At 66.7% G+C, this 23,447-nt stretch carries 23 protein-coding genes; 15 read left to right on the top strand and 8 right to left on the bottom strand.

Features of this window, described 5'->3' with window-relative positions; all coding sequences use genetic code 11:
• From VHP37_07880 to VHP37_07855, 6 genes are all read left to right on the top strand, one after another.
• Complete coding sequence (locus VHP37_07880; GenBank protein ID HEX2826249.1) at positions 1-1,608, top strand: UbiD family decarboxylase; 1,608 nt, start codon at positions 1-3, stop codon at positions 1,606-1,608.
• Entirely contained in the window at positions 1,608-3,116 is a 1,509-nt protein-coding gene (locus VHP37_07875; GenBank protein HEX2826248.1) for a class I adenylate-forming enzyme family protein, read from the top strand. Before VHP37_07880 ends, VHP37_07875 begins: the two co-directional genes overlap by 1 nt.
• A gap of 118 nt (positions 3,117-3,234) precedes the next feature.
• A complete protein-coding gene (locus VHP37_07870) occupies positions 3,235-4,080 on the top strand; it encodes a VOC family protein (GenBank protein HEX2826247.1) in 846 nt (281 codons plus the stop codon).
• Positions 4,073-4,948 carry a VOC family protein gene (locus tag VHP37_07865; protein ID HEX2826246.1) on the top strand — a complete coding sequence of 292 codons (876 nt, stop codon included), beginning with the start codon at positions 4,073-4,075 and terminating at the stop codon, positions 4,946-4,948. The genes VHP37_07870 and VHP37_07865 overlap by 8 nt, the downstream gene beginning before the upstream one ends.
• Positions 4,949-4,953: 5 nt before the next feature.
• Positions 4,954-5,964 (top strand): zinc-binding dehydrogenase, encoded by a 1,011-nt coding sequence (locus VHP37_07860; GenBank protein HEX2826245.1) that lies wholly within the window; start codon positions 4,954-4,956, stop codon positions 5,962-5,964.
• Positions 5,961-6,392 (top strand): PaaI family thioesterase, encoded by a 432-nt coding sequence (locus VHP37_07855; protein ID HEX2826244.1) that lies wholly within the window; start codon positions 5,961-5,963, stop codon positions 6,390-6,392. The genes VHP37_07860 and VHP37_07855 overlap by 4 nt, the downstream gene beginning before the upstream one ends.
• Positions 6,393-6,395: 3 nt before the next feature.
• Here the strand turns inward: VHP37_07855 and VHP37_07850 are convergent, their stop codons facing one another.
• Positions 6,396-7,082, bottom strand: a complete 687-nt coding sequence (locus VHP37_07850) for a Sua5/YciO/YrdC/YwlC family protein (GenBank protein ID HEX2826243.1) — start codon at positions 7,080-7,082, stop codon at positions 6,396-6,398.
• A gap of 55 nt (positions 7,083-7,137) precedes the next feature.
• On the opposite strand from VHP37_07850, the gene VHP37_07845 reads away from it, so the two are divergent.
• Positions 7,138-7,701 (top strand): hypothetical protein, encoded by a 564-nt coding sequence (locus VHP37_07845; GenBank protein HEX2826242.1) that lies wholly within the window; start codon positions 7,138-7,140, stop codon positions 7,699-7,701.
• Between the two features lie 115 nt (positions 7,702-7,816).
• Here VHP37_07845 and VHP37_07840 read toward each other — a convergent pair whose 3' ends face one another.
• From VHP37_07840 to VHP37_07815, 6 genes are all read right to left on the bottom strand, one after another.
• Positions 7,817-8,791, bottom strand: a complete 975-nt coding sequence (locus VHP37_07840; GenBank protein HEX2826241.1) for an NADPH:quinone oxidoreductase family protein — start codon at positions 8,789-8,791, stop codon at positions 7,817-7,819.
• Between the two features lie 133 nt (positions 8,792-8,924).
• Positions 8,925-9,707, bottom strand: coding sequence for an enoyl-CoA hydratase-related protein (locus tag VHP37_07835; GenBank protein HEX2826240.1), 783 nt, complete (start codon positions 9,705-9,707; stop codon positions 8,925-8,927).
• 8 nt (positions 9,708-9,715) lie between these two features.
• Positions 9,716-10,480 carry a glucose 1-dehydrogenase gene (locus VHP37_07830; protein ID HEX2826239.1) on the bottom strand — a complete coding sequence of 255 codons (765 nt, stop codon included), beginning with the start codon at positions 10,478-10,480 and terminating at the stop codon, positions 9,716-9,718.
• On the bottom strand, positions 10,477-11,628 hold the full coding sequence (locus VHP37_07825; protein ID HEX2826238.1) for a CoA transferase: 1,152 nt from the start codon (positions 11,626-11,628) through the stop codon (positions 10,477-10,479). The genes VHP37_07830 and VHP37_07825 overlap by 4 nt, the downstream gene beginning before the upstream one ends.
• Positions 11,629-11,632: 4 nt before the next feature.
• The gene (locus VHP37_07820) at positions 11,633-12,100 is read right to left on the bottom strand and encodes a MaoC/PaaZ C-terminal domain-containing protein (GenBank protein ID HEX2826237.1); all 468 of its coding nucleotides are present in this window, start codon (positions 12,098-12,100) and stop codon (positions 11,633-11,635) included.
• Positions 12,101-12,218: 118 nt separating this feature from the next.
• Positions 12,219-13,379: an acyl-CoA dehydrogenase family protein gene (locus tag VHP37_07815; protein HEX2826236.1), complete on the bottom strand. Its 1,161-nt coding sequence runs from the start codon at positions 13,377-13,379 to the stop codon at positions 12,219-12,221.
• 102 nt (positions 13,380-13,481) lie between these two features.
• Here VHP37_07815 and VHP37_07810 point away from each other — a divergent pair, with 102 nt between their 5' ends.
• The 8 genes from VHP37_07810 (at position 13,482) to VHP37_07775 (ending at position 21,979) form a co-directional block, all read left to right on the top strand.
• Positions 13,482-14,252, top strand: a complete 771-nt coding sequence (locus VHP37_07810) for an IclR family transcriptional regulator (GenBank protein ID HEX2826235.1) — start codon at positions 13,482-13,484, stop codon at positions 14,250-14,252.
• Positions 14,252-15,382, top strand: a complete 1,131-nt coding sequence (locus VHP37_07805; GenBank protein ID HEX2826234.1) for a CaiB/BaiF CoA-transferase family protein — start codon at positions 14,252-14,254, stop codon at positions 15,380-15,382. The genes VHP37_07810 and VHP37_07805 overlap by 1 nt, the downstream gene beginning before the upstream one ends.
• 342 nt (positions 15,383-15,724) lie before the next feature.
• Positions 15,725-16,558 (top strand): tripartite tricarboxylate transporter substrate-binding protein, encoded by an 834-nt coding sequence (locus VHP37_07800; protein HEX2826233.1) that lies wholly within the window; start codon positions 15,725-15,727, stop codon positions 16,556-16,558.
• A gap of 256 nt (positions 16,559-16,814) precedes the next feature.
• Entirely contained in the window at positions 16,815-17,975 is a 1,161-nt protein-coding gene (locus VHP37_07795; GenBank protein HEX2826232.1) for an acyl-CoA dehydrogenase family protein, read from the top strand.
• Positions 17,972-19,036, top strand: coding sequence for an acyl-CoA dehydrogenase (locus tag VHP37_07790; GenBank protein HEX2826231.1), 1,065 nt, complete (start codon positions 17,972-17,974; stop codon positions 19,034-19,036). The genes VHP37_07795 and VHP37_07790 overlap by 4 nt, the downstream gene beginning before the upstream one ends.
• A gap of 19 nt (positions 19,037-19,055) precedes the next feature.
• Positions 19,056-20,237 carry a CoA transferase gene (locus VHP37_07785; GenBank protein HEX2826230.1) on the top strand — a complete coding sequence of 394 codons (1,182 nt, stop codon included), beginning with the start codon at positions 19,056-19,058 and terminating at the stop codon, positions 20,235-20,237.
• A gap of 69 nt (positions 20,238-20,306) precedes the next feature.
• Entirely contained in the window at positions 20,307-21,089 is a 783-nt protein-coding gene (locus VHP37_07780) for an enoyl-CoA hydratase-related protein (protein HEX2826229.1), read from the top strand.
• Positions 21,090-21,115: 26 nt separating this feature from the next.
• Positions 21,116-21,979: an enoyl-CoA hydratase-related protein gene (locus tag VHP37_07775; protein HEX2826228.1), complete on the top strand. Its 864-nt coding sequence runs from the start codon at positions 21,116-21,118 to the stop codon at positions 21,977-21,979.
• 265 nt (positions 21,980-22,244) lie between these two features.
• Here the strand turns inward: VHP37_07775 and VHP37_07770 are convergent, their stop codons facing one another.
• A complete protein-coding gene (locus VHP37_07770; protein ID HEX2826227.1) occupies positions 22,245-23,444 on the bottom strand; it encodes an acyl-CoA dehydrogenase family protein in 1,200 nt (399 codons plus the stop codon).
• Positions 23,445-23,447: the final 3 nt, after the last annotated feature.

Below are 23,447 nucleotides of genomic sequence, written 5' to 3'. Positions count from 1 at the left end.
ATGTACGAACGCGAGACTTTCCGCGAGCTGCTCGAGCGCCTGCGCGCCGCGGGCGAGCTCGAAGACATCCGGGAGCCGGTCGACAGCCGCCACATCGCGACGCTCGTCGACCAGGCCGACAAGGCGCTGCTCTTCCACGACGTCGTCGGCTACGACATGCCGGTCGTCTCGGGCATCCTGCGCTCGGCGAAGCGCGTCGGGATCAGCATGGGCGTCGATCGCTACGCCGACATCGAAGACAAGCTCACGCGCGCCATCGCGAAGCCGATTCCGCCGGTCTACGTCGAGACCAGCGCCACGCGCGAAGTGACGCACGTCGGCGGCGACGTCGACCTCTTCGACCTGCCGGTGCCGATGTCGTCCATCCTGGACGGCGGCCCCATGATCACCGCGGGCGTCACCATCGTGCGCGACGGCGATCAGCTCAACGCCGGCATCTACCGGTTCCTCCTCAAAGAGAAGAACCTCACCGGCATCGACATCGTCACCCCGAACAACCTGCGCGCGCTGGCGCACAAGGCGTACGAAGCGGGCAAGCCGCTGCCGATCTCGATCTCGATCGGCACGCACATGTACGAGTTCATGGCGGCGGGTTACCGCGCGCCGGCGGGCGTGGACGAGATGACGATCGCGGGCGGCCTGCGCGGTGCGCCGGTGGAGCTCTCGATGTGCGAGACGATCGACGTGCCGCACATCGCCGACGCCGAGATCGTGCTCGAAGCCGAGATCCTGCCGACCGGCTGGACCTGGCCCGAAGGCCGCTTCGGGGAGTTCACGCGGCTGATGGGCGGGCTGCACTGGAACCCGCTGGTGCGCGTGAAAGCGATCTCGAAACGCCGCGACGCGATCTATTACGCGCTGCACATGCCGTGGGAAGTGACGTGGCTCATGATCCCCACGCGCTGGTCGCAGCTGCGCACCGCGATGAAGGCCGCGGGCGTGCAGGTGAAAGACATGAACGTGACCCTCGGCGGTGCGGGGTCGTGGCACGTCGTCCTGTCGATCAAGAAGCAGGCGGGCGAGGGCAAGAACGCGCTCATGGCCGCGCTCTCGATCGGCGACATCAAGCACGCGGTGGTGGTCGACGACGACATCGACGTCTACAACGCGCTCGACGTCGAGTGGGCGATCGCGACGCGGGTGCAGGCGGACCGCGATGTGTTCATCATCCCCGGCGCGCGCGCCAAGCCGCTCGATCCCAGCCTGCCGGTCATGCCGGCGGGCGTGGTGCCGACCGGCGCCAAGGTGGGCATCGACGCGACGATTCCCGAAGGCATCCCGCGCGAGCGCTACGAGCGCATCGCCTACGCCTATGCGGACGTGGCGAAGTACGGCAACTACAAGCTCGATCCGCAGGCGGTGAAGGCGGGCGAGCGCAAGCCGGCCGACAAGGAAGTGGCGGAGGTCGCAGCGAAGATCCTGGCGATGATCGACAAGGCGCCGATGTATTACGCCGAAGTGATCGAGGCCTTCCCGGGCGTGCCGCTGCAGGCGATCACACGCGCGTTCGGCAAGCTGCACGTCGACGAGAAGCTCTGGCAGGACCCCGAAGGCCGGATGTGCGTGCGCGGCTCCAAGTTCGCCGCGGTCGTGCCGGTGCGGCGCTGATGACCAGGGCGTACAACTTCGGGGCGCTGTACGACCGGGAGGTCGCCGGCGAGGGCGTCGCCCTCATCGATGTCCGGAACTGGGATGCGCCGCGCACGTACACCCATCCCGAAGTCGATGCGCTGGCGAACGCGTGCGCACGCGGGCTTCTGAAGCGCGGCCTGAAGCGCGGCGACAGCGTCGCGATCCTCTCGGCGAACCGTGCGGAATACGTCATCGCTTTCCTCGGCATCGCCCGTGCCGGTCTCGTCGCGGTGCCGTTCAGCCACAAGTTTCCGCGGCAGACGGTCGAGTACGTGCTGCAGGACGCCGAGGTCAAGCACGTGTTCTGCGACGCGCCGCGGCGCGCGCTGGTTTCGCGCGATCTGCCCGTCACCGATTTCGACGATCCCGGCGCGTTCGATGCGCTGCTCGACCGCGGAGAGTTCGAGACCGTCAGGCCCGAAGGCGACGAAGTCGCGATGATCCTCTACACCTCGGGCTCGACCGGCGTTCCCAAGGGCGTGCCGCTGAGCCACGCAGGTCAGCTCTGGGCGACGCGCATCCGCATGAAGCGCGGCGGGCCGTTCACCCGGCAGCGACTGCTCGTCGCCGCGCCGCTCAATCACATGAACGGGCTGTGCACGACGCTCTTCGTGCTCGCGTCGGGCGCCAGCGTCGTGCTCATGCCGGAGTTCGACGCGCGGCACTTCCTCGAAGCGATCGAGCGCTTCGGGTGCACGTGGCTCACCGGCGTGCCGCCGATGTACGCGATGTGCCTGCGCGAGAAGGACCTGATGGAGCGGATCGACCGCTCGAGCGTGAAGACCATCCGCATGGGCTCGGCGCCGATCTCGATGAAGCTCTGGCGGGAAGTCGAAGCCGCTTTTCCCAATGCGCTCGTGATGAACAGCTACGGCACGACCGAAGCCGGACCCGTGGTCTGCGGGCCGCGTCCCGAGAAGAAGCTTCCGCCGACGTCGATCGGCTGGCCGTTCGAGGACGTCGAGCTTCGACTGGTGGATGCCGAGGGACGCGACGCCGACGAAGGCGTGCTGTGGCAGCGCACGCCGGCGAACATGCGCGGCTATCTCCACCTGCCCGAGAAGACGCGCGAGGTGCTGACCGACGACGGCTGGTACATCTCGGGCGACGTCTTCAGGCGCGACGCGGAGGGCGCGTACTTCTTCGTCGGGCGCAGCGACGACATGTTCGTGTCCGGCGGAGAGAACATCTTTCCCGGCGAAGTCGAGCACCTGCTCGAGCAGCATCCCGATATCGTGCAGGCGTGCGTGGTGCCCGTGCCCGACGAGATCAAGGGCGAGAAACCGTACGCCTTCGTGGTGCGGAAACCGGGCAGCCCGCTCACCGAGGAAGACGTGAAGCGCTTTGCCCTCGCCAACGCCCCCGCTTACCAGCACCCGCGCGGCGTGTGCTTCGTCGACGCGCTGCCGCTCGCCGGTCCGAACAAGGTCGACCGCAAAGGCCTGAAGCAGCGCGCGGCCGCGCTCTGGCAGGCCGCGGCGTAGGGCAATGATCTCATCGCAAGGAGCAACGCGACGAAGCGATCCCGTGACGCACGGTTAACGTTCGCAACGAGATTGCGTCGTCGCTTCGCTCCTCGCCATGACTGTTTTCAATTACGCCATGCTCCAACTCGATCTCGATCACACCGGCTGCATCGCCCAGTCGCTCGACGAGGCGGCCGCGCAGTGGGAACGCCTCGGTTTCACGCTGACGCCGGTGAGCCGCCAGCGCGGCGCGGTGCCGGGACGCGAAGGCTTCCATCCTTGGGCGACCGCGAACCGCTGCGCGATCCTCGGCAACAGCTATCTCGAGCTGATCGGGACCGCCGATCCGGCGTGCTACAACCCGTGGCAGCACTTCATCGAACAGGGCGAGGGGTTGTATCTCTTCGCCTTGCGCTGTGAGAACGCCGACGCCGCGCACGCGGCGCTGTCGAAACGCACCGATGCCTTGCGGCCACCGGTTCCCCGCGAGCGAGTGCTCGACGTCGACGGCGAGCCGCGCACCATGCGCTTTCGCAACATCTTCAGCCGCGACGAGGCGTGGCCCGAGGCGCGCTATCTGATCATCGAGCACCAGACGCCGGAATATCTGTGGCAGCCGCGCTACCGTACGCACGAGAACGGCGCGCGCGAGCTTCGCTCGGTGACGTTCGTCGCCGACGATGCCTCCGGCCTGGATACGCGCATGCAGGCTTTCGGCGCGCAGCGATCCGGCGCGGACGCATGGAGGCTGCCGGGACGCGGCACGGTGACGGTGATGAGCCGCGACGCATGGCGGCAGACCTACGGCTACGACGCCGGGCGCATCGGCATGCACGCCATGACCGTCAGCGTCGCCGATCTGGCGTCCGCCCGACGGCTATGGGATGAGCGCGGGGTCGACGTCCATGCGTCGGCGGCGGGCTGCTGGGTGTCGCTCAGCGGTTTCGTGCTGCATTGGGTGCAGGAAGGACAACATGACTGATGCAGTGAAGCTCGACCACGTCGGCGTCGCGATCAAGGACCTCGAGCGCGGACGCGCCGCCTACGAGCGCCTGGGATTCACGCTGACGCCACGCAGCCTCCACCGCGGCTCGCCGTCGCCCGGCGCGCCCGTGATCCCGTTCGGCTCGGGGAACCACTGCGCGATGTTCCGCGACGGCTACCTCGAGATCGTGGGCCTCACCGACCCGGCGATCTACAGCAACATCAAGAGCCTCGTCGCGCGCTACGAAGGCGCGCACATCGTCGCGTTCGGCGTCGATTCGGCGGACGCAGCGTATGAAACGCTGAAGCGGCGCGGCATCGCGGTCGAAGGCGTGAGGAAGCTCGAGCGCGACGCCGCATACGGCCGCGACGGGAGCGACACGCGCAAGGCGGCGTTCCGGAACCTCTATTTCGATCTCGCCGCGTATCCCGAATCGCGGATGATCTTCATCGAGCATCTCACGCCCGATGTCCTGTGGCAGCCGCATCTGCTCGATCACCCGAACGGCGCCGTCGCGATACGCGACGTGTTTCTGTGCGCGGCGGATGCGCAAGCGGTGGCCGACAAGTACGCCGCGCTGTTCGGTGCGGATGCGAAGTCGACCGCAGACGGCGAGTGGCGCATCGCGCTCGCCCGCGGCAGCGTGTGGATCGCGACGCCCGAGGCGTGGGCGCGGCGCGCACCCGGCGCTGCGGCGCCCGCGCTGCCGAGCCCTGCGGGTATAGGCTTCTCGGTGAAGGATCTTGCCGCGACGCGCGCGCTGCTCGCGAAGAACGGCGCCGATCCGCGCGACGGCGCCGACGGCGCAATCTGGGTTCTGCCGGCCGACGCGTGCGGCGCGGCCATCCTCTTCTTCCAGGAGTAACGGATTTGAAAGCAGCAGTGATCTACGAGCACGGCGGACCGGGCTCGATCAGGCTCGAATCGGGTTTTCCCGATCCGAAGCCGGGCGCCGACGAGGTCGTCGTGCGCGTGCGCGCGACCTCGCTCAACTATCACGACCTCTTCACGCGGCGCGGCATGCCCGGCATCAAGGTGCCGATGCCGGCGATCATGGGCATCGACTTCGCGGGCGACATCGTCGAGGTCGGCTCGGGCGTGCACGACTGGAAAGCCGGCGACCGCGTGCTCATCGACCCGGTCGACCGCGTGAACATGGGCGGCCTGATCGGCGAGATGTGGCACGGCGGCCTCGCCGAATACTGCAAGGTGCCGACGCACCACCTGGTGAAGCTGCCCGAGGCCATCGGGTACGAGGACGCGGCCTGCCTTCCGGTCGCGTACGGCACCGCGCTGCGCATGATGTACACCATCGGGCGCGTCAAAGCCGGCGAGAAAGTGCTGATCCTCGGCGCATCGGGCGGAGTAGGCACGTGCTGCGTGCAGCTCGCGAAGCTCGCGGGCTGCGAGGTGATCGCGTGCTCGTCGAGCGACGCCAAGCTCGCGCGGTTGAAAGACCTCGGCGCCGATCACCTGCTCGATTACACCCAGCACAAGCTCACCGACTGGGTGTTTGAAAAGTTCGGCAAGCCGCACCGGCGGCAGTTCACCAAGGGTGTCGACGTCGTCGTCAACTTCACCGGCGGCGACACGTGGGTCCCGTCGCTGCGCATCCTGCACCGCCAGGGCAGGCTGCTCACGTGCGGCGCGACCGCGGGCTACGATCCCAAGGAAGACATCCGCTTCATCTGGACCTTCGAGCTGCAGGTGCTGGGATCGAACGGCTGGATGCGCGAGGACATCGAGCAGCTCTTCGAGCTGGTGAGAACGCAGAAGCTCAAGCCCATCATCGACCGCACGTTCGCGCTGGAAGAGGTGAACGCGGCGTTCGATCTCCTGGAGAACCGCGAAGTCTTCGGGAAAGTGGTGGTGAAGCCGTGAGCGAAGAGCAGAAGCCGAAGCTGGACGCCAAGCGCCTCGCGGACCTCTTCGCCGCGTCGCCGTTCATGAGCACGCTCAAGCTGGAGGTGCTCAGGATCGACAACGACGCGGGCGAGGTCGAGATTCGCATGCCGATGCATCCGGGGCTGGAGCGCCGTCCGGGGACGAAGCAGTTCCATGGCGGGCCGATCGCATCGCTCATCGATGTCACCGGCGATTTCGCCATCGGCGCGATGGTCGGCGGCGGCGTGCCGACGATCAACCTGCGGATCGATTACCTCAAGCCGGCGGTCGGCGACGCTTTGGTGGCGACCGCGCGCGTGCGGCGTGCGGGCAAGACCGTGGCGGTGGTGGACATCGACGTCAGCGACGAAAAGGGCGGTCTCGTCGCGATCGGGCGCGGGACGTACTATCCGCAGGCCGGCTGATCGTCATTTGTGCAGCGTGATGCCGAAGCGGCGCTCCATCACGTTCGAAATCTCTTCGAAGCACACGCCGGCACGCTGCACCCGATAGGTCGAGAAATCGATCATCGTGCTGGACAGTCCCAGCGGATTGGCGTACTTCGAAGGCCCGTAATCGATCTCGAGGTCCGCTATGGAGCGGACATCCGGTTCGATGTCGTCCAGGCGGTAGCGGCTGCCGGCGAGCGATGTGTTGGCCGACGTGCCGACGAAAAGCTTGCCGTTCCCGATCGCGAGGTCGGCGATCGCGGTGCGCAACGTTCCCGCGTTGAGCAGGATGTTGAGGGTGTCGCCCTTCACCGCTTGCGTAGCCACGAAGGGATCCATGCGCGCGATGAGCGGATGATTCTTGCGGAAGGGCGCGATCACCGCGAGCGGCAGGTCGTAATCCCGGGTGATGGTTCTCACCATCTCCCGCTGCTGATCGGACAGCAGGTGCAGCTCCTCGTGCAACCGGTGGTTGCCCAGGATGCCGGTCGGCTTGTTATAGCTTCGGCGCTTCGCCTCGTAGAACCTGCGCACCGCGTCCGCGGTGTGAGCGAGCACGGCATAGGCGACGTCGAGATGGATGATCGCGATGCCGCCGTCGACGACGCAATCGTATACGCGTCGGGCATCGGCCTCGACGTCGCGACCGGGCATGGGTGCAGCCAAGAGAGCGTTCCTTCCTTTAATCTACGCGGGTGGAGAACAATACGTCAGGACTTGAATGATCGTCTCGTTCAACTTCTATTACGCGCAGCCGGCGCAGGCCGATGCCGTGCTGCGGCAGCGGCTGCTCGCGTGTGACGTCCGGCTCGATCTGAAGCTGCCGCGGGGCAGGGTGCTGGCGCGGCAATCGGGGAGTGCCGAGTTGCCCGATGTCGTGTGGGAGCAGCATTTCGACGACGTGGACGGCCACTTGCGGGACATGGATGTGCGCGCCGCGAGCGCTGCGTTCGAGGCCGTGCGCGCGGGCATGCGCAAGCTCTGCCGGCGCTTCGAGCGGCCGCTGTTCGAGGCGCAGAGTCCTGTAGCGACGGAGTCGGGGATCGTCACGCTGGACTGGGTATACGGCTCGGCGGACGTCGACGTCGAGGTCGTCGAGCTCTTACAGGCCGCGCCGGCCGACGATGTACAGGCTTTGCGTCTCATCACCCCGGGGGACGACTTGCCGCGCTGGCTTCTGAAGCGCGAGGGCGTCGAAGCCGACAGCGTCGACCATCGCGCGTGGCGCGAGGCGGCCGCAGGCATCGGGGACCGCGCGAAGCACAGCGTCTGGCGGATCGTGTAAAGCAATGTCGTGCGTCATGGATCGCGTCGGCGTTCCTTCGGAGCCGCCTCGCGATGACCGCCAGGCAGTCATTGCGAGGAGCGCAGCGACGAAGCAATCGCGCGGCGCACGAACGCTACATCACGATGACCGCCTTGCCCTGCACCCGGCGCTCCATGACATCTTCGAGCGCTTTCGGCGCGTCGTCGAGGCTGTAGCGCGCGGTCACCGTGGGTTTGAGCTTGCCGCTCCTGATCCACTCGATCATTTCGGCGACGTTCTGCTTGCCGCCTTCGGGATTGCGGCGCGAATAGGTGTCCCACGCGACGCCGACCAGCGAGCAGCCCTTGAGCAGCGGCAGGTTCATCGGGATCCTGGGGATCTCGCCGCTGGTGAAGCCGACGACGAGATAGCGCCCGTACCACGCCGTCGAGCGCACTGCGGCTTCGGCATACGGCCCGCTCACCGGATCGAGGATCACGTCGACCCCGCGGTCGCCGGCAATCGCTTTCACCGCTTCGCGGAAATCCTGTTTGCTGTAGTCGATGAGCGCATCGGCTCCCGCGCGCTTGCACGTCTCGAGCTTGTCCGCCGACGATGCACACGCGATCACTTTCGCGCCCATGAGCTTGCCGAGCTGGACCGCGGCGAGGCCGACGCCGCCCGCCGCGCCCAATACCAGAAGCGTCTCGCCTGCCTTGAGCTGTCCGCGATCCTTCAGCGCGTGATAGCTCGTGCCATAGGCGAGCGGGAACGCAGCGGCATCGACGAAATCGACGTCTTTCGGGATGCGCCAGAAGCGATCCGCCGGGACGATCGCTTCCTCCGCGAACGCGCCCGAGCGCAGCATGGCGATGCCCGCGTCGCCGACGTTCAATCCGCTGACGCCGGGACCGAGCGCTTGCACCACGCCCGCGATCTCGTAGCCGGGCGAGAACGGCAGCGCCTGCCGGTGCTGATATCTGTTCTGGATCATCAGCGTGTCGGGGAAGTTGACGCCCGCCGCCTTCACCGTCACCAGCACTTCGCCTTCACGCGGCGTAGGCGAAGGGATTTCCTCGACGACGAGGTCTTTGGGGAGGCCGTAGGCTTTACACAGTACTGCACGCATACATCGACTCGACACGTTTTCGTAGGGTCCGTGCTAACGGTGCGCTTGCGCGCACCCTACGAAAGTCAAAATGGATCCCGGACGCGTGCGCCGGCGCGCACGCGTCCGGGATGACGGCCGCGATTCGCGGCCGTCACTTCATTTTTTTACGGAACTCGGGCTTGCGTTTCTCGAGGAACGCTTTCACGCCTTCCTTCGATTCCTCGGTCTGGTAGTAGAGGTTGAGCGCCTGGAAGCCGAGGCTGCCGATGCCGCGGATGTTCTCGGAGGCGGCGTTGAACGACGCCTTGGCGATCGCGACCGCGGTCGGGCTTTTCTCGACGATCTCCGCGCACCACTTGTCGACTTCGGCGTCGAGCTGGTCGTGCGGCACGACGGCGTTGCAGAGGCCCATCTCCAGCGCCTGCTGCGCGGTGTAGCGGCGGCAGAGATACCAGATCTCGCGCGCGCGCTTTTCGCCGACGACGCTCGCGAGATACGCGGTGCCCCAGCCCGGATCGACCGAGCCGACTTTCGGACCGACCTGGCCGAAGATCGCCTTGTCCGAGGCGATGGTGAGATCGCAGACCGTCGCGAGCACGTTGCCGCCGCCGATCGCGTAGCCCTGCACGCGGGCGATGACGGGCTTGGGAATCTCGCGCATCACGTTGTGCAGCTGCTCGATCGGCATGCCGATCGTGCCGCGGCCGTCGTACGAGCCGTCGTGCGCCGACTGGTCGCCGCCGGTGCAGAACGCGCGGTCGCCTGCGCCGGTCAGCACGATCACGCCGATCGATTTGTCCCAGCCCGCGTCGGCGAACGCGTCGAGGAGCTCTTCGCAGGTCTTGCCGCGAAAAGCGTTCATCACTTTGGGGCGGTCGATGGTGATGCGCGCGACGCCGTCTTTCTTTTCGAGTCTGATATCTTCGTAGGCCATATCGTTTCCTAGCTCATCGTGAGACCGCCCGAGACGCTGATCGTCTGGCCGGTGATGAAAGCGGCGTCGTCGCTCGCGAGGAACGCGACGATGCCGGGGTAGTCGGTCGGCTGCCCGAGGCGCTTCATGGGAATCGCCCGCGTGAGACCGTCGATCAGCTTCTGTCCCGCGTCGCCGTCCTGCGCGAACGAGCGCAGCAGCGGCGTGTCGGTCGGTCCGGGGCAGACGCAGTTCAACTGGATGTTGTGACGCGCGTGCTCACGCGCGAGGGTCTTGGTCAGCGCGATGATCGCGCCCTTGCACGCGGAGTACACCGATTCTCCCGAAGAGCCGACGCGGCCGGCATCGGACGCGATGTTCACCACGCGCCCGCGCTTGCGCTGGACCATGCCCGGCAGCACCGCGTAGTGCAGGTTGATCGGGCCGTAGAGGTTGATGTCGATCAGCTTCTTCCAGAGGTCGGGCGTGGAGCCGAGGAAGGGCGCGGCCTTGTCCCAGCCGGCATTGTTGACGAGGATCTCGATCGCGCCCGCGCGTTCTTCGAAGGCCTTGACCGCCGACTGGACCGCGCCCAAGTCGCTGATGTCGACCTTGTGCGCGTACGCTCTGCCGCCTGCCGAGCCGATCGCGCCGGCGGCCGCATCGGCGGCGTCGGCGTTGAGGTCGAAGACGCCGACCACGCAGCCCTCCAGCGATAGACGCTCCGCGATGGCGCGGCCGATACCGCTCGCGGCGCCGGTGACGATCGCGGCTTTGCCGCTCAAACCTTTCATAGCTTCTCCATGCCGTGCTCGCGCAGGACCTGCTCGGTGTGCTCGCCCAGCGCGGGCGGCTGCAACCGCAGGCTCGCGGGCGTTGCGCTGAATTGCACCGGGATCGAGGTGGTCACCATCGAGCCTTCGGTGGGATGTTCGTAGTGATGGAAGAAGCCGGTCTCGGTGAGATACGGGTCTTCGGCCATCTTCGCGAGCTCGTTGACGCGGCCGTTCGGCAGATCGGCGGCGTCGAGGAGCTGCTGCCATTCGGCGGTCGTCTTCTTGCGAAGCTCGCCGGCGAGGGTCTCGTAGAGCGTGTCGATGTTGCGCGTGCGGGCGTTGAGCCTGGCGAAGCGCTCGTCCTGCGCGAGCTCCGGCCGGCCGATCACCTGGAACACGCGCCGCCACTGGTCGTCGCTGACCGCGAGCATGCAGATGTGGCCGTCGCGCGTCGCGTAAGGGCGGCGGTGCGCGGAGAAGATGCGCGAATAACCGAGGTTCGCACGATCGGCTTCGAAGAAATTGGTCCAGAGGTGCTCGACGAGGTTGAACGAGAGCATCGTCTCCAGCATCGGCACGACGACTTCCTGGCCCTTGCCGGTGCGCTCGCGCGCGTAGAGCGCCATGCCGATCGCGGACGCGAGCACGTGACCGCAGAACTTGTCGGCCATCACCATCGGGATGTAGCGCGGCTCGCCGGCGCCGCGGCCGATCATCGCGGCGATGCCGCTCTCGCCCTGGATCACGTCGTCGAAAGCGGGGCGGTCGCGGTTCGGCCCGTCGGAGCGGTAGCCGGGGGCGTAGGCGTACACCAGGCGCGGGTTGCGCGCGGACAGCGCTTCATAGGAGACGCCCAGCCGTTCCGCCGTCTGCGGTCGCGTGCTGTGCACGAAGACGTCGGCGGTCTCGACCATTTTCAGCAGCGCATCACGCGGCGCCGGCTTCTTCAGATCGAGCACCACGCTCTTCTTGTTGCGGTTGGTGTTCATGAAGAGCTGCGCCATGCCGGGATTCTTCGTGAGCCCCGAGTGGCGCATCGGGTCGCCTTCGGGCGCCTCGATCTTCATCACCTCGGCGCCCATGTCGCCGAGGATCTGCGTGGCGAGCGGGCCGAGGATGTTGATCGTGAGATCGAGGACGCGGACGCCCGCGAGAGGACCGCTCATCGGGTCACGCTTCTTTCTTGCGGCACTTCACCATCCGCAGCGGCGTGTACTCGATCGCCACGCTGCCGTCCTGTTTGACCACGCGATTGCGGGTGCGCACGAGGCCGCGCCCGGGACGGCTGTTGGAGAGGCGCGCTTCGACCACTTCGCATTCGACATGGATCGTGTCGCCCGCGAGGACGGGGCTCTTCACCTCGAGCTGCATGCCGAGGAACGCGTAGCCGGTGTGCTGCATCGTCGACTGGCAGAGCAGCCCTTCGGCGAAGGTGTAGACCAGCGCGCCGGGCGCGAGACGGCCCTTGATGTCCGAGTCCTGCTTCAGGAACTCGACGTTGGTGAACAGCACCTCGACCATGCCGGTGCAGTTCACGAAGTTGACGATGTCCGCTTCGGTGACCGTGCGGCCGATGGTCTTGAACTGCCTGCCGACGGGAAGGTCTTCGAAGTGTAAGCCGAGTCCTACTGTTTCCATGAGTGGTCCTTTAAACAACCGTCATTCCCGACCGCGCGACAGCGCGATGTGATCGGGAATCCATTCTTGAGGTCTCAAACGTGAAAATGGATTCCCGCCTTCGCGGGAATGACGATATCTATCGTTTGCCGGGTCTTCCCAAAACCGACCCGGCGATGATGTTGCGCTGTATCTGGTTCGTCCCTTCGATGATCTGCAGCACCTTGGCGTCGCGAAAGTAGCGATTGATCGGGAATTCGGCCGACACGCCGGCCGCACCGAAGAGCTGTACCGCGTCGGTGGCGACCTTCATCGCGACGTCGGTGGCGAAGCACTTCGCCATCGCCGCGACGGGCGCGAGCTCGCTGCCGGTCACGCCGGCGTCGACTAGAGAAGCCGCGCGATAGACCAGATGCCGCGCGGCTTCGGTCTGCATCGCCATGTCGGCGATCATCCAGCGCACGCCCTGGAAATCGCTGACGGTCTGTCCGAACGCGACGCGGTTCTGTATGAAATTCGTCGCGTGGTCGATCGCGCCCTGCGCGAGGCCGACGCCGCGCGCCGCGATGATCGGCCGCGAATGGTTGAAGGCTTCCATCACCAGCTTGAAGCCCTGCTTGCCTTCGGCGCCGAGCCGGTTATTCTCGGGAACGAACACGTCATCGAAGAAGAGAGGGCAGGAGGGGATGCCGCGCGCGCCGATCTTGTCTTCCTTGCGCCCGACCTGGAAACCCTTCATCCCTTTCTCGACGATGAAGAGGTTGATCTCGGTCTTGCCGTCTTCGCCCGTAGTCTTCGCCGCGACGAGGATGAAGTCCGCGACGTGCGAGCCGGTGCACCAGATCTTGGCGCCGTCGATCCTGTACCCGCCGTCGACCTTGGTCGCGCGCGTCTTGATGCCCTGCACGTCGGAGCCGCTCTGCGGCTCGGTGGTCGAGAACGCGGCGCGCAGCTCTCCGCTCGCGAGCCCGGGCAGGAAGCGGTCGCGCTGCTCGCGCGTGCCGCCGGCGAGGATCGCGCCGAACGGGATCCATTGAACGACGAGCAGATACGCGGTGTTGTAGCAGACGCGTCCCAGCTCCTCGACCGCGATGCACGCCGACAGCATGCTCGCGGCGCCGCCGTACTCCTGAGGGAAGGGCAGCGTGAACAGGCCGAGCTCCTTCAGGAGCGCGTACATGTCGTCGGGGTATTCCGCGGTGCGGTCGATCTCGTCGGCACGCGCGGCGACTTTCTCGCGCGCGACGCGGCGGATCAGATCCTGAACCTGCCGCTGGTCGTCGGATAAGGTGTAGCTCATTGAGGCGGGAAAACCGCTTGGCGGAAGAAGCTCGCTGCGGCTCGCGTTTTCTGAACGGTGTTCGATATAATGAACGCCCGACGAAACGCTGTCAAACAAGACATGGCCCAGGAAGACAACTCGCCGCGCTCGCTCACGCGCGTGCTCGGACTGTTCGGCGCGATCGCGAAGAGCGGCGACGGCATGACCCTCGCCAGGCTCTCGGTCGAGCTCGGCTCGCCCAAGAGCAGCCTGCTCACGCTCCTGCGGCCGCTCGTCGCGAAGGGCTATCTCCTTCACGAGAACAGCGTGTATCGCCTCGGGCCCGCGGTGTTCAGGCTCGCGGCCGACATCCTCTCCACGCGCAGCTTTCCCAGGCTGATCCGGCCTTTCATGCAGCAGCTCGTCGAGAGCTCGCAGGAATCGGTGTATCTCGCGATCATCGACAAGAACGCCCGGTGCGTGACGTACGTCGAAGGCGTCGAGAGCCCGCAGCCGGTGCGCTACATGGCGCCGCTCGGCTCGCCGCGTCCGCTGTATTGCTCCGCCGCCGGACGGCTGCTGCTCGCGTTCGCGGACGAGGACTGGCGCGACGATTACGTGAAGACGGTGCAGTTGAAGCCGGTGACCGACCGCACCCTCACCAATCGCGCGGAGCTGCGCAAGGAGCTCGACAAGATCCGCAAGACCGGTCTCGCGATCAGCATCGGCGAAGCGGTGCCGGGCGCGGCGGGACTCGCGGCGCCGGTCTTCGACACCAACGGCAGCGTCGCCGCGGCGCTCCTCATCGGCGCGCCGGTCGAGCGCTTCGAGCGCGAGTTGCCTACACTCAGGAAGCTCATGAAAGACGTCGCGACACAGGCCTCGGGCCTGTTTATCGGGCAGGGGGCGTGATGGGACCGCTCCATGGAATGAAAGTGGTCGAGCTCGCCGGCATCGGTCCCGGGCCGATGTGCGCGATGCTGCTCGCCGATCTCGGCGCCACGGTGCTACGCGTCGACCGCAAGCAGCCGGTCGACCTCGGCACGCCGCGGCCGCTGGCCTACAACCTGCTCCTGCGCAATCGCCATTCGATCGCGGTCGATCTCAAACAGCCCGACGCGGTCGAGCTCGTGCTCAAGCTCGTCGGTCAGGCCGATGCGTTGATCGAAGGATTCCGGCCGGGCGTCGCGGAGCGATTGGGCCTCGGTCCCGACGTGTGCCTCGCGCGCAATGCGAAGCTCGTCTACGGCCGCATGACCGGCTGGGGACAGGAAGGACCGCTCGCCAGGGCCGCGGGCCACGATCTCAATTACATCGCGATCACCGGCGCGCTCGCCGCGATCGGCCGCAAGGACCAGCCGCCCACGCCGCCGCTCAACCTGCTCGGCGATTACGCCGGCGGTTCGCTCTACCTCGCGATGGGCATCCTCGCAGGCATCATCGAAGCGCGGCAGTCGGGCAAAGGACAGGTGGTCGACGCCGCGATCGTCGATGGCACGGCCAACCTGATGACCTCGATCTACGGTCTTTTCGGCGGCGGCCTCGCGTCGCTCGAGCGCGGGACGAACAGCCTCGATTCCGGCGCGCACTATTACGACGTCTACCAGTGCGCCGACGGCGAATGGATCTCGGTGGCGCCGATCGAAGGGCGCTTCTATGCCGATCTCCTGAAGGTGCTGGAGATCGCACCCGAAACGCTGGGCGAGCAGCGCGACAAGAAGAACTGGGAGCGCGCCAAGACCGCGCTCGCGGCAAAATTCAAGACGAAGACGCGCGGCGAATGGGTGAAGCTGCTCGAAGGCAGCGACGCGTGCTTCGCGCCGGTGCTGTCGATGGCCGAAGCGCCGAAGCATCCGCACCTCGCGGCGCGTCAGACGTTCATCGACGTCGACGGCGTCACCCAACCCGCGCCCGCGCCGCGCTTCAGCCGGACGGTGCCGGAGACGCCTACGCCGCCTGAAGCGCCGGATGCGAAGCGGGCGCTGGAAGGGTGGTTGGCGACGGAAGAGATTGCCGCTCTACAGAGCTCTGGAGTGCTTTAAGGCGTTTTTAACCGCAGAGGACGCAGAGGAAAACCAGCGGACGGCCATCTTCAACGCATCATGCTCGAGAAGGCGTAGGGTGCGTGGTAACGCACCGCGCTGTTGCAGACCCCGGAGGCGAAAAGCGTGTTGAACCGCAAAGGACGCAAAGGACGCCAAGGAAGATCAAAAGCTTTTTTCAATGAGAGATTTTCCTCCGCGTCCTCTGCGGTTAGTTTTGCTTTTGTAGTCCTTTGCGTCCTTGGCGTCCTTTGCGGTTCATCTTTCGCGCAGCAAGGCTATCCGACCAAGCCTATCCGAGTGATCGTCGCATCCTCACCCGGCGGTCCCAACGAGCTGCTGATGAGAGCGATAGCGCCGGCGTTGAGTGACTCGTTGGGCAAGCCGGTCGTCATCGACACCCGCGCGGGCGCGGCGGGCGTGATCGGCACCGACATCGCGGCCAAAGCCGCGCCCGACGGCTACACGCTGCTCCTCGGTTTCCAGGGGCCGCTCGCGATCGCGCCATACCTGACCGGCGCGCCGTACGACTCGGTGAAGGACTTCGCGCCGGTCTCGCTCGTCGCCGGTGCGCCGTTCGTGCTCGTGGTCAATCCCAGGGTGCCCGCGAGCTCGGTGAAGGAGCTCGTGGCGCTCGCGAGATCGCGTCCCGGCAAGCTCAATTACGCCTCGGGCGGCCGCGGCATCGGCAGCCACATGCAGATGGAGCTGTTGATGAACGTCGCCGGCGTTTCGCTGACGCACGTTCCGTACAAGGGCAGCGGCCCTGCGGTCACCGCGATCGTCGCGGCGGAGGTCGACGCCGGATTCATGGCCGTCGCCGCCGCGCTCCCGCACATGAAAGCCGATCGCGTGCGTGCGCTCGCCGTGGGCAGCGACAAGCGGCTCGCGATCCTGCCCGATCTGGCGACATTCGCCGAAAGCGGCTACGCGGTGAAGCCGACGAGCTGGTACGGTGTGGTTGCGCCGCGCGCTACGCCGAAGGCCATCGTCGCGCTGCTGCACGACAAGCTCGTGCGCATCGTCGATGCGCCCGCGATGCGCTCGCGGCTGGTCGACATGGGTTTCGAAGTGAATGCGTCGACACCCGAAGAGTTCGCGTCGGTGCTGCGCGAGGAGATCGCGACGTGGCGCAAGGTCATCGACGCCGCCGGGCTGAAGGGGAAGGGGGCCTGAAGCGAAAAGCTGGAACCGCAAAGGACGCAAAGGACGCAAAGGAAAAGCGAAGCGATAACGGGTGAGCACGCCGCCGGGCGCGCAGGCATGTTGATTAAACGCTTTTGATCTTCGTTTGCGTCCTTGGCGTCCTTGGCGGTCAATCACGCCTTTCAAGCCCCAGGCCGCTTGACACACCTTCTCCGGCCCCCGAAAATCCGAACGTCGTTCAGAATATTAAACGCCCTGCGGCAGCACCGTCCGCCGCGACCAGCCGATGTTCACCTCGTTCAGCCTGGCCGAGCTCGAGAATGCCGAGCACCTCGAACGCTTGCGCGAAGAGGTGCGTGCTTTCCTGCGCGCCGAGCTCGAAGCCGGCGCCTATACGCGCGAGCCTTCGGGCTGGGACCGCTACGACGCCGGGTTCAGCAGGAAAGTAGCGGCCAAAGGCTGGATCGGCATGACGTGGCCGAAGCAGTACGGCGGCCACGAGAAGAGCTCGCTCGAGCGTTACGTCGTCACCGAAGAGCTGCTCGCCGCCGGCGCGCCGGTGCGCGCGCACTGGCTCGCCGACCGCCAGTTCGGTCCGCTGCTGCTCTCGTGCGGCTCGGAAGACCAGAAGCGCACCTATCTCCCGCGCATCGCCGCGGGCGAGTGCTACGTCTGCGTCGGCATGAGCGAGCCCGACTCCGGCTCCGATCTCGCGTCGATCAAGACCAAGGCGACGAAAGTCGACGGCGGCTGGCGCGTGACCGGCCGCAAGGTCTGGACGAGCTATGCGCACAAGGCGCACCTCATGAACCTCTTCGCGCGCACCGCGCCGTTCGACGAGAAGAACCGCCACGAAGGCGTGACCCAGTTCATCGTCGATCTCGACTGGCCCGGCATCACGATCAGCCCGATCTACAACCTCGCGGGCGATCACGATTTCAACGAAGTGGTGTTCGACGACGTCTTCATTCCGGACGATCGCGTCATCGGCGAAGTCGGCAACGGCTGGAAGCAGGTGTCGGGCGAGCTCGCGCACGAGCGCGCGGGCTCGGAGCGCTGGCTCAACGCCTACGGCGTGCTCGTGCACCTGCTCGACAGCGCGGGCGCCGACCTCGACCGTGCGGACGCCGAGAAGATCGGGCGTCTCGTGACGCATCTGTGGACGCTGCACCGCATGTCGTTCTCGCTCGCGGGGCTGCTCAACCAGGGCATCACGCCCGCGGTGGAAGCGGCCCTCGTCAAGGACCTCGGCAACCAGTTCGACCAGGACATCCCCGAAGCCGCGCGCCAGGTGATGCAGGAAGAAGACCGCGCGAAGCTGCCGGACGAGGACCGCTTCAACGAGATGCTCGACCGCGCGCTGCTCTACGCGCCGTCGTATCCGATCCGCGGCGGCACGCGCGAGATCCTGCGCGGCATCATCGCGCGGGGGCTGGGGCTGCGATGAGCGACGCGATGCTCACCGACAGCGCGGCGCGCCTCTTCCGCGATCTGTGCACCCGCGAAGTGACCGAAGCCGCAGAAGCGGGCACCTGGCCTCGCGAGCTGTGGAACGCGCTGACCGATACCGGGCTTGCAGCGGCCGCGCAGAGCGACACCGGTGTCGGGACGGTCGATCTCTGTGCATTGGCGCGCGTGCTGGGTGCTTACGCTGCACCGGTGCCGCTCGTCGAGACCTGGCTCGCGCAGCGCATGCTCGCCGCGGCGAACCTTTCGGCCGTCGACGGTGCGCTGACCATCGGCCCGGTGCTTCGCCGGGACAACCTCAAGCTCGAACGCGCGAGCGGCGGCTGGCGTCTCTCCGGATCGCTCAAGCGCATCCCCTGGGGCCGCGACGCTGAAACCCTGGTGCTGATCGCCGACGCCGACGACGGCGCGCGCACGGTCGTCGTGAAGAAGCCGCAGGGCTGGACGCATGACTGGAGCTACGCGCGCGAGCCGCGCGACGCGGTTCGATTCGATCGCCTGCCGGTCTCCGAGGAGGATACGGGCAAAGGCTGGAACCGCAGCGAGCTCTTCTTCAACGGCGCGCTGTTCCGCACGCAGTCGATGGCGGGCGCCATGGAGCGCGCGCTGGAGCTCACCGTGGCATACGCGAAAGAGCGCGTTCAGTTCGGACGCCTCATCGGCAAGTTCCAGGCGGTGCAGCAGCAGATTTCGGCCATGGCCTCGCAGGTCGCTGCCGGCAGCGCGGTCGCGCAATCGGCAGCCGAAGCGAACGCCGAGCGCCTCGCGCGCTTCGAGATCGCCGCGGCCAAAGCGCGCATCGGCGAAGCGGTGGCGGTCGTCGCCGGTGTAGCGCACCAGGTCCACGCCGCGATGGGTTTCACGCACGAGCACACGCTGCATCGAAGCACGCGCCGTCTGTGGGCATGGCGCGACGAGTTCGGCACCGAGACCGAATGGCAGGCGTGGGTCGGCCGCGTGGCCGCACAGCTCGGCGGCGAAGGGCTCTGGCGTTACGTCGTCGCGGCGAGCAAGCCCGACATGGGCGCGGCGCTGCCCTGAGAACAACGGAGGAGAAGCAATGAAAGCTGCTGAGTCGCGCGGGCCGATGGACGGCATCCGCGTCCTCGACTTCACCAACATGCTGTCGGGGCCGTACTGCACGCGGGTGCTCGCGGACCTCGGCGCCGAAGTGCTCAAGGTCGAGCCGCCGGCCGGCGATCACAACCGCAATCGCCGCCCGGTGCGCAAGGGCTACAGCAGCTTCTTCGGGCATCTGAACTGCGGCAAGAAAAGCCTGGTGCTCGACCTGAAGTCGCCGGCGGGCCGCGATGCCGCGATCGCGCTGGCGGCGAAATGCGACGTCATCGTCGAGAACTGGCGGCCCGGCGTCGCCGATCGTCTCGGCATCGGTTACAAGGCGGTCTCCGCGACCAATCCGAAGGTCGTCTATTGCTCGGTGTCGGGCTTCGGCCAGACCGGGCCGAAGTCGCAGCGTCCGGCGTATGCGCCGATCGTGCATGCGTCGAGCGGTTACGATCTCGCGCAGGTGCAATACCAGGGCGGCGGCCGTCCGGCGAACACCGCGACCTTCATCGCCGACGTCTTCGGCGGGATGTCGGCGTTCGGCGCGGTGCAGACCGCGCTCTACGACCGCGAGCGCACCGGCCAGGGCCGCTTCATCGACGTCGCGCTGATGGACGCGATGCTGAACCTGCTCGTCTACGAAGTGCAGGAAACGCAGGCGCCGACCGACGAGAAGATCCGCGTCTACCAGCCGCTGAAGACGCTCGACGGCTACATCGTCACCGCGCCGACCTCGCAGAAGAACTTCGAGAACCTCGCGAAGACCGTCGGTCATCCCGAATGGACGACCGACCCGCGCTTCGCGAAGACCCGCGTGCGCGAGGCGCACTGGGGCGAGCTCATGGACCTCATCGAGGCATGGACGAGCAAGCGTCGCGGACAGGAATGCGAAGACACCTTGCTCGCGGGCGGCGTGCCGTCGACGCGCTACCAGACGGTCGAGGAAGCGATGAACGATCCGCAGACGATAGAGCGCGGCGCTTTCTCGAAGGTGAAGGACCGCGTCGGCGAGTATCTCGTCCCGAATGCGCCGTTCCAGATGCCGGGGCTGAAGACCCACGCGCGGCCGCACGTCGCGGAGCTCGGCGAGCACACCGTCGCCGTGCTGACCGGACTGCTCGGCTATAGCGAAGAACAAGCCAAAGCGTGCTCGGGCGAGCCCGTGCACGCGCACTAGCGGCATTGCGAGGAGCGACGCGACGAAGCAATACCGCGGCGCGCGGAACACAACATCGAGGCTGACCCAATGACCACCGATTCCCTGATTCTTTTCGACGTCGACGACCACGGCGTCGCGACCCTCACGCTCAACCGTCCGGAGAAGTACAACGCCTTCACCAAGGACATGATCAACCGCTGGGCGGACATCCTCGAGCAGTGCGAGGAGGATCCCAAGGTGAAGGTCGTCATCCTCACCGGCGCCGGCAAGGCGTTCTGCTCCGGCGGCGACATCAGCGCGCAGAAGGACCGCGCGAACAACGACAGCCTCGAGCGTAAGGATTTTCTCTGGCGCCACGTCCACAAGATCGCGTTCGTCATGGAGCGCATGGACAAGCCGACCATCGCGGCGATCAACGGCGCGGCGCGCGGCGCGGGCCTCGACATGGCGCTCATGTGCGACCTGCGCACCATGGCCGATACCGCGACGCTCGCAGAGAGCTACATCAACGTCGGCCTCATCGCCGGCGACGGCGGCACCTACTACCTGCCGCGCATCATCGGGCTGCCGCGCGCGCTCGAGCTCTTCTGGACCGGCCGCGCGATCGGCGCGGAAGAGGCCGACCGCATCGGCCTGGTGAACAGGGTGGCGCCTTTCGACCAGCTCATGACCGTGACGAACGAGCTCGCGCGCGCCATCGCGTCGCAGCCGTTCGAGGCGGTGCGGGCGTACAAGCGCTCGGTCTACCAGGGCATGAACATGCCGCTCGCGGCGCATCTGGACATGGTGTCGTCGCATACCTCGATCCTGCGCGATACGCCGGATCATCGGGCGAAGGTGCAGGCGTTCCTCGACCGCAAGAAGAAGTGAACGGCCTGTAAAGGAGAGGTGACGCCATGTCGACCGTATCCTGCGAGCATCTGCTGTACGACAAGCACGGCCACCGGGTTACGATCACCCTGAACCGTCCCGGGAAGCGCAACGCCCTGAACGAAGCGCTCACGCGGGAGTTCGAAGCGGCGATGCTCGCGGCGGAGGACGACAACGACGTGCGCGTCGTGGTGATCAAGGGTGCGGGCCTGGGCTTTTGCGCCGGACACGACTACGGCCGGGAGCATTTCAAACAGGGCGAGCGCGAGACCGGCACCGATACCGAGATGCACCGCATCGACTTCGAGAAGCGGCTGCGCGCCTATATGCGGGTCTGGGAGATCCCGAAGCCGGTCATCGCGCAGGTCCATGGCGCATGCATCGCCGCCGGAACCATCATCGCCGGCCTCGCCGATATCGTGGTCGTGGCGAACGACGCGAAGATCGGTCCGGTCGAGGCCGCGCCGGGCATGGTGATGGGGCTCATCTGGGGCTCGTGGCTGCCGCTGGTCGGCATCCGCAAGACCAAGGATTTCGCGTTCCTGCACGGGACGATGAGCGGTCTCGAGGCCGCGCAGTACGGCTGGGCCACGAGAGCGGTGCCGGCGGAGTCGCTGGGCACGGTCGTCGACGACATGGCCGCGGAAATCGCGCGCGTCCCCCTCGAAATCCTGATGATGAAAAAGCTCGCGATCAATCGCAGCGTCAACCACATGGGCTTCCGCGACATGATGGAGACGAACTTCGAAGTGAGCCTCGCCGGACATTTCAGCAACACCCGGCGCGACTGGCGCGCGCGCATGGAGGTCGAGGGTTTCAAGCAAGTGATGGCGGACTGGAAGGCCGGCATCCGCTACGACCGGAACGATCCTCCCGGAGGCACGCGGTAGCGGCCCGCACCGAGCGCTTCGGCGACGCGTAACTTGCGGCAACCCGCGCCGCCGCTAATCGTACTGTGTCATTGCGAGGAGCCGCGCGCGCGGCGACGAAGCAATCCCGAGGCGCTCGGGACGGCTCGTGCGCCACGAGATCGCCACGGCTCGCCGTGCGAGCCTCGCGATGACACAGGACGACTAACGCACCCTGCGCGGCGGACGGGAGTCCAGGGTGCGTCAGCCGGCAGGCGTAACGCAAAGTCCGGCCAGCGCGCCTTCGCTACAAGGTCGGGCTCTTGATCTCCCCGCCGAGGATCGCCAGCCCCCACGGCGGAAGCTGCGCGTCGACGCTGAAGCTGAAGTGCCCGGTCGCCGCGCGCATGTCGCGCAGCATGCGCTCCAGCGGCTGGTTCTCGTAGATGCCGTTGCCGCCGGCCATCTCGTGCAGGGTGTCGACCGATTCCATGCAGAGCTTCGCCGCCATCGCGCAGTTGCGCTTGTAGCGCAGCCTGGTCTCGATGTCGGGCATGCCGCCGTCCTCGACGGTACGCTGCGCTTCGAGGCAGTCGTTGCGTAACAGCGCGGCGGCCGCGTCGATCTTCGCGCCGGCGGTGGCGATGCGCAGTTGCACCGTCGCGAAGTCGCGCATCCTGGCGCCCTGATAGCTCGTGCTGCGCGCCTTCACCATTGCGATCGCGGTGTCCAGCACCGCGCGCGCGTGGCCGACGAGACAGCCGCCGATGGTGTGTCCGCCCAGTGCCGAATTGGGAAGGCGGTAATGAGGATTGCGGTGTACGTCGAGCCCCGGCCACCTGTGATCGGGTTTGGCGAGCTGCATCGAGATGTAGCGATGGTGCGGCACGAAGACGTCCTCGCAGCGGATCGTCTTGCTGCTCGTCGCGCGCATGCCGAGCACCTGCCAGTCGTCGACCACCTCGTATTGCGAGGCCGGCACGAGGGCCATCACGTAGTCGACCACCCTGTCGCCGTCGCGCAGCACGCTCGACAGCATCTCCCACTCCGAATGATCGCTGCCCGACGAGAAATTCCATTCGCCCGACAGCACGATGCCGCCTTCGGCCGGCACGCTGCGCCCTTGCGGATACGCGATGCCCGCCGCGATGCCGACGTCGGGGTTCACGCCCCACACTTCTTCCTGAGCCTGCAGAGGCCACCACACGAGGTTGCGATGGTGCGAGGCGAGGTTGGCGACGACCCACGCCGTCGCGAGGTCGCCCCGGGCGAGCCGCTCGGGCACGTCGAAGTACGCGACGAAAGGCAACTCCATGCCGCCCCACATCCTGGGCTGCACGTAGCGGAAGAGCCCGCTCTGGTGGATCGCGTCGAGCACGACGGGCGTCAGCGTCCGCGCCGCATCGCACAGCGGCGCCTGCTCGCGCAACAGGGGGATGAGCGCCTCCGCGCGCCGCAGCGCTTCGTCGTAGCTCACGTCGGAGAACCCGGGTGTTTCGCGTTTCACAAC

It is taken from the genome of Burkholderiales bacterium (assembly GCA_036262035.1).
In the GTDB taxonomy this organism is placed as follows: domain Bacteria; phylum Pseudomonadota; class Gammaproteobacteria; order Burkholderiales; family SG8-41; genus JAQGMV01.
This window is presented reverse-complemented; position numbering and strand designations above follow the sequence as displayed.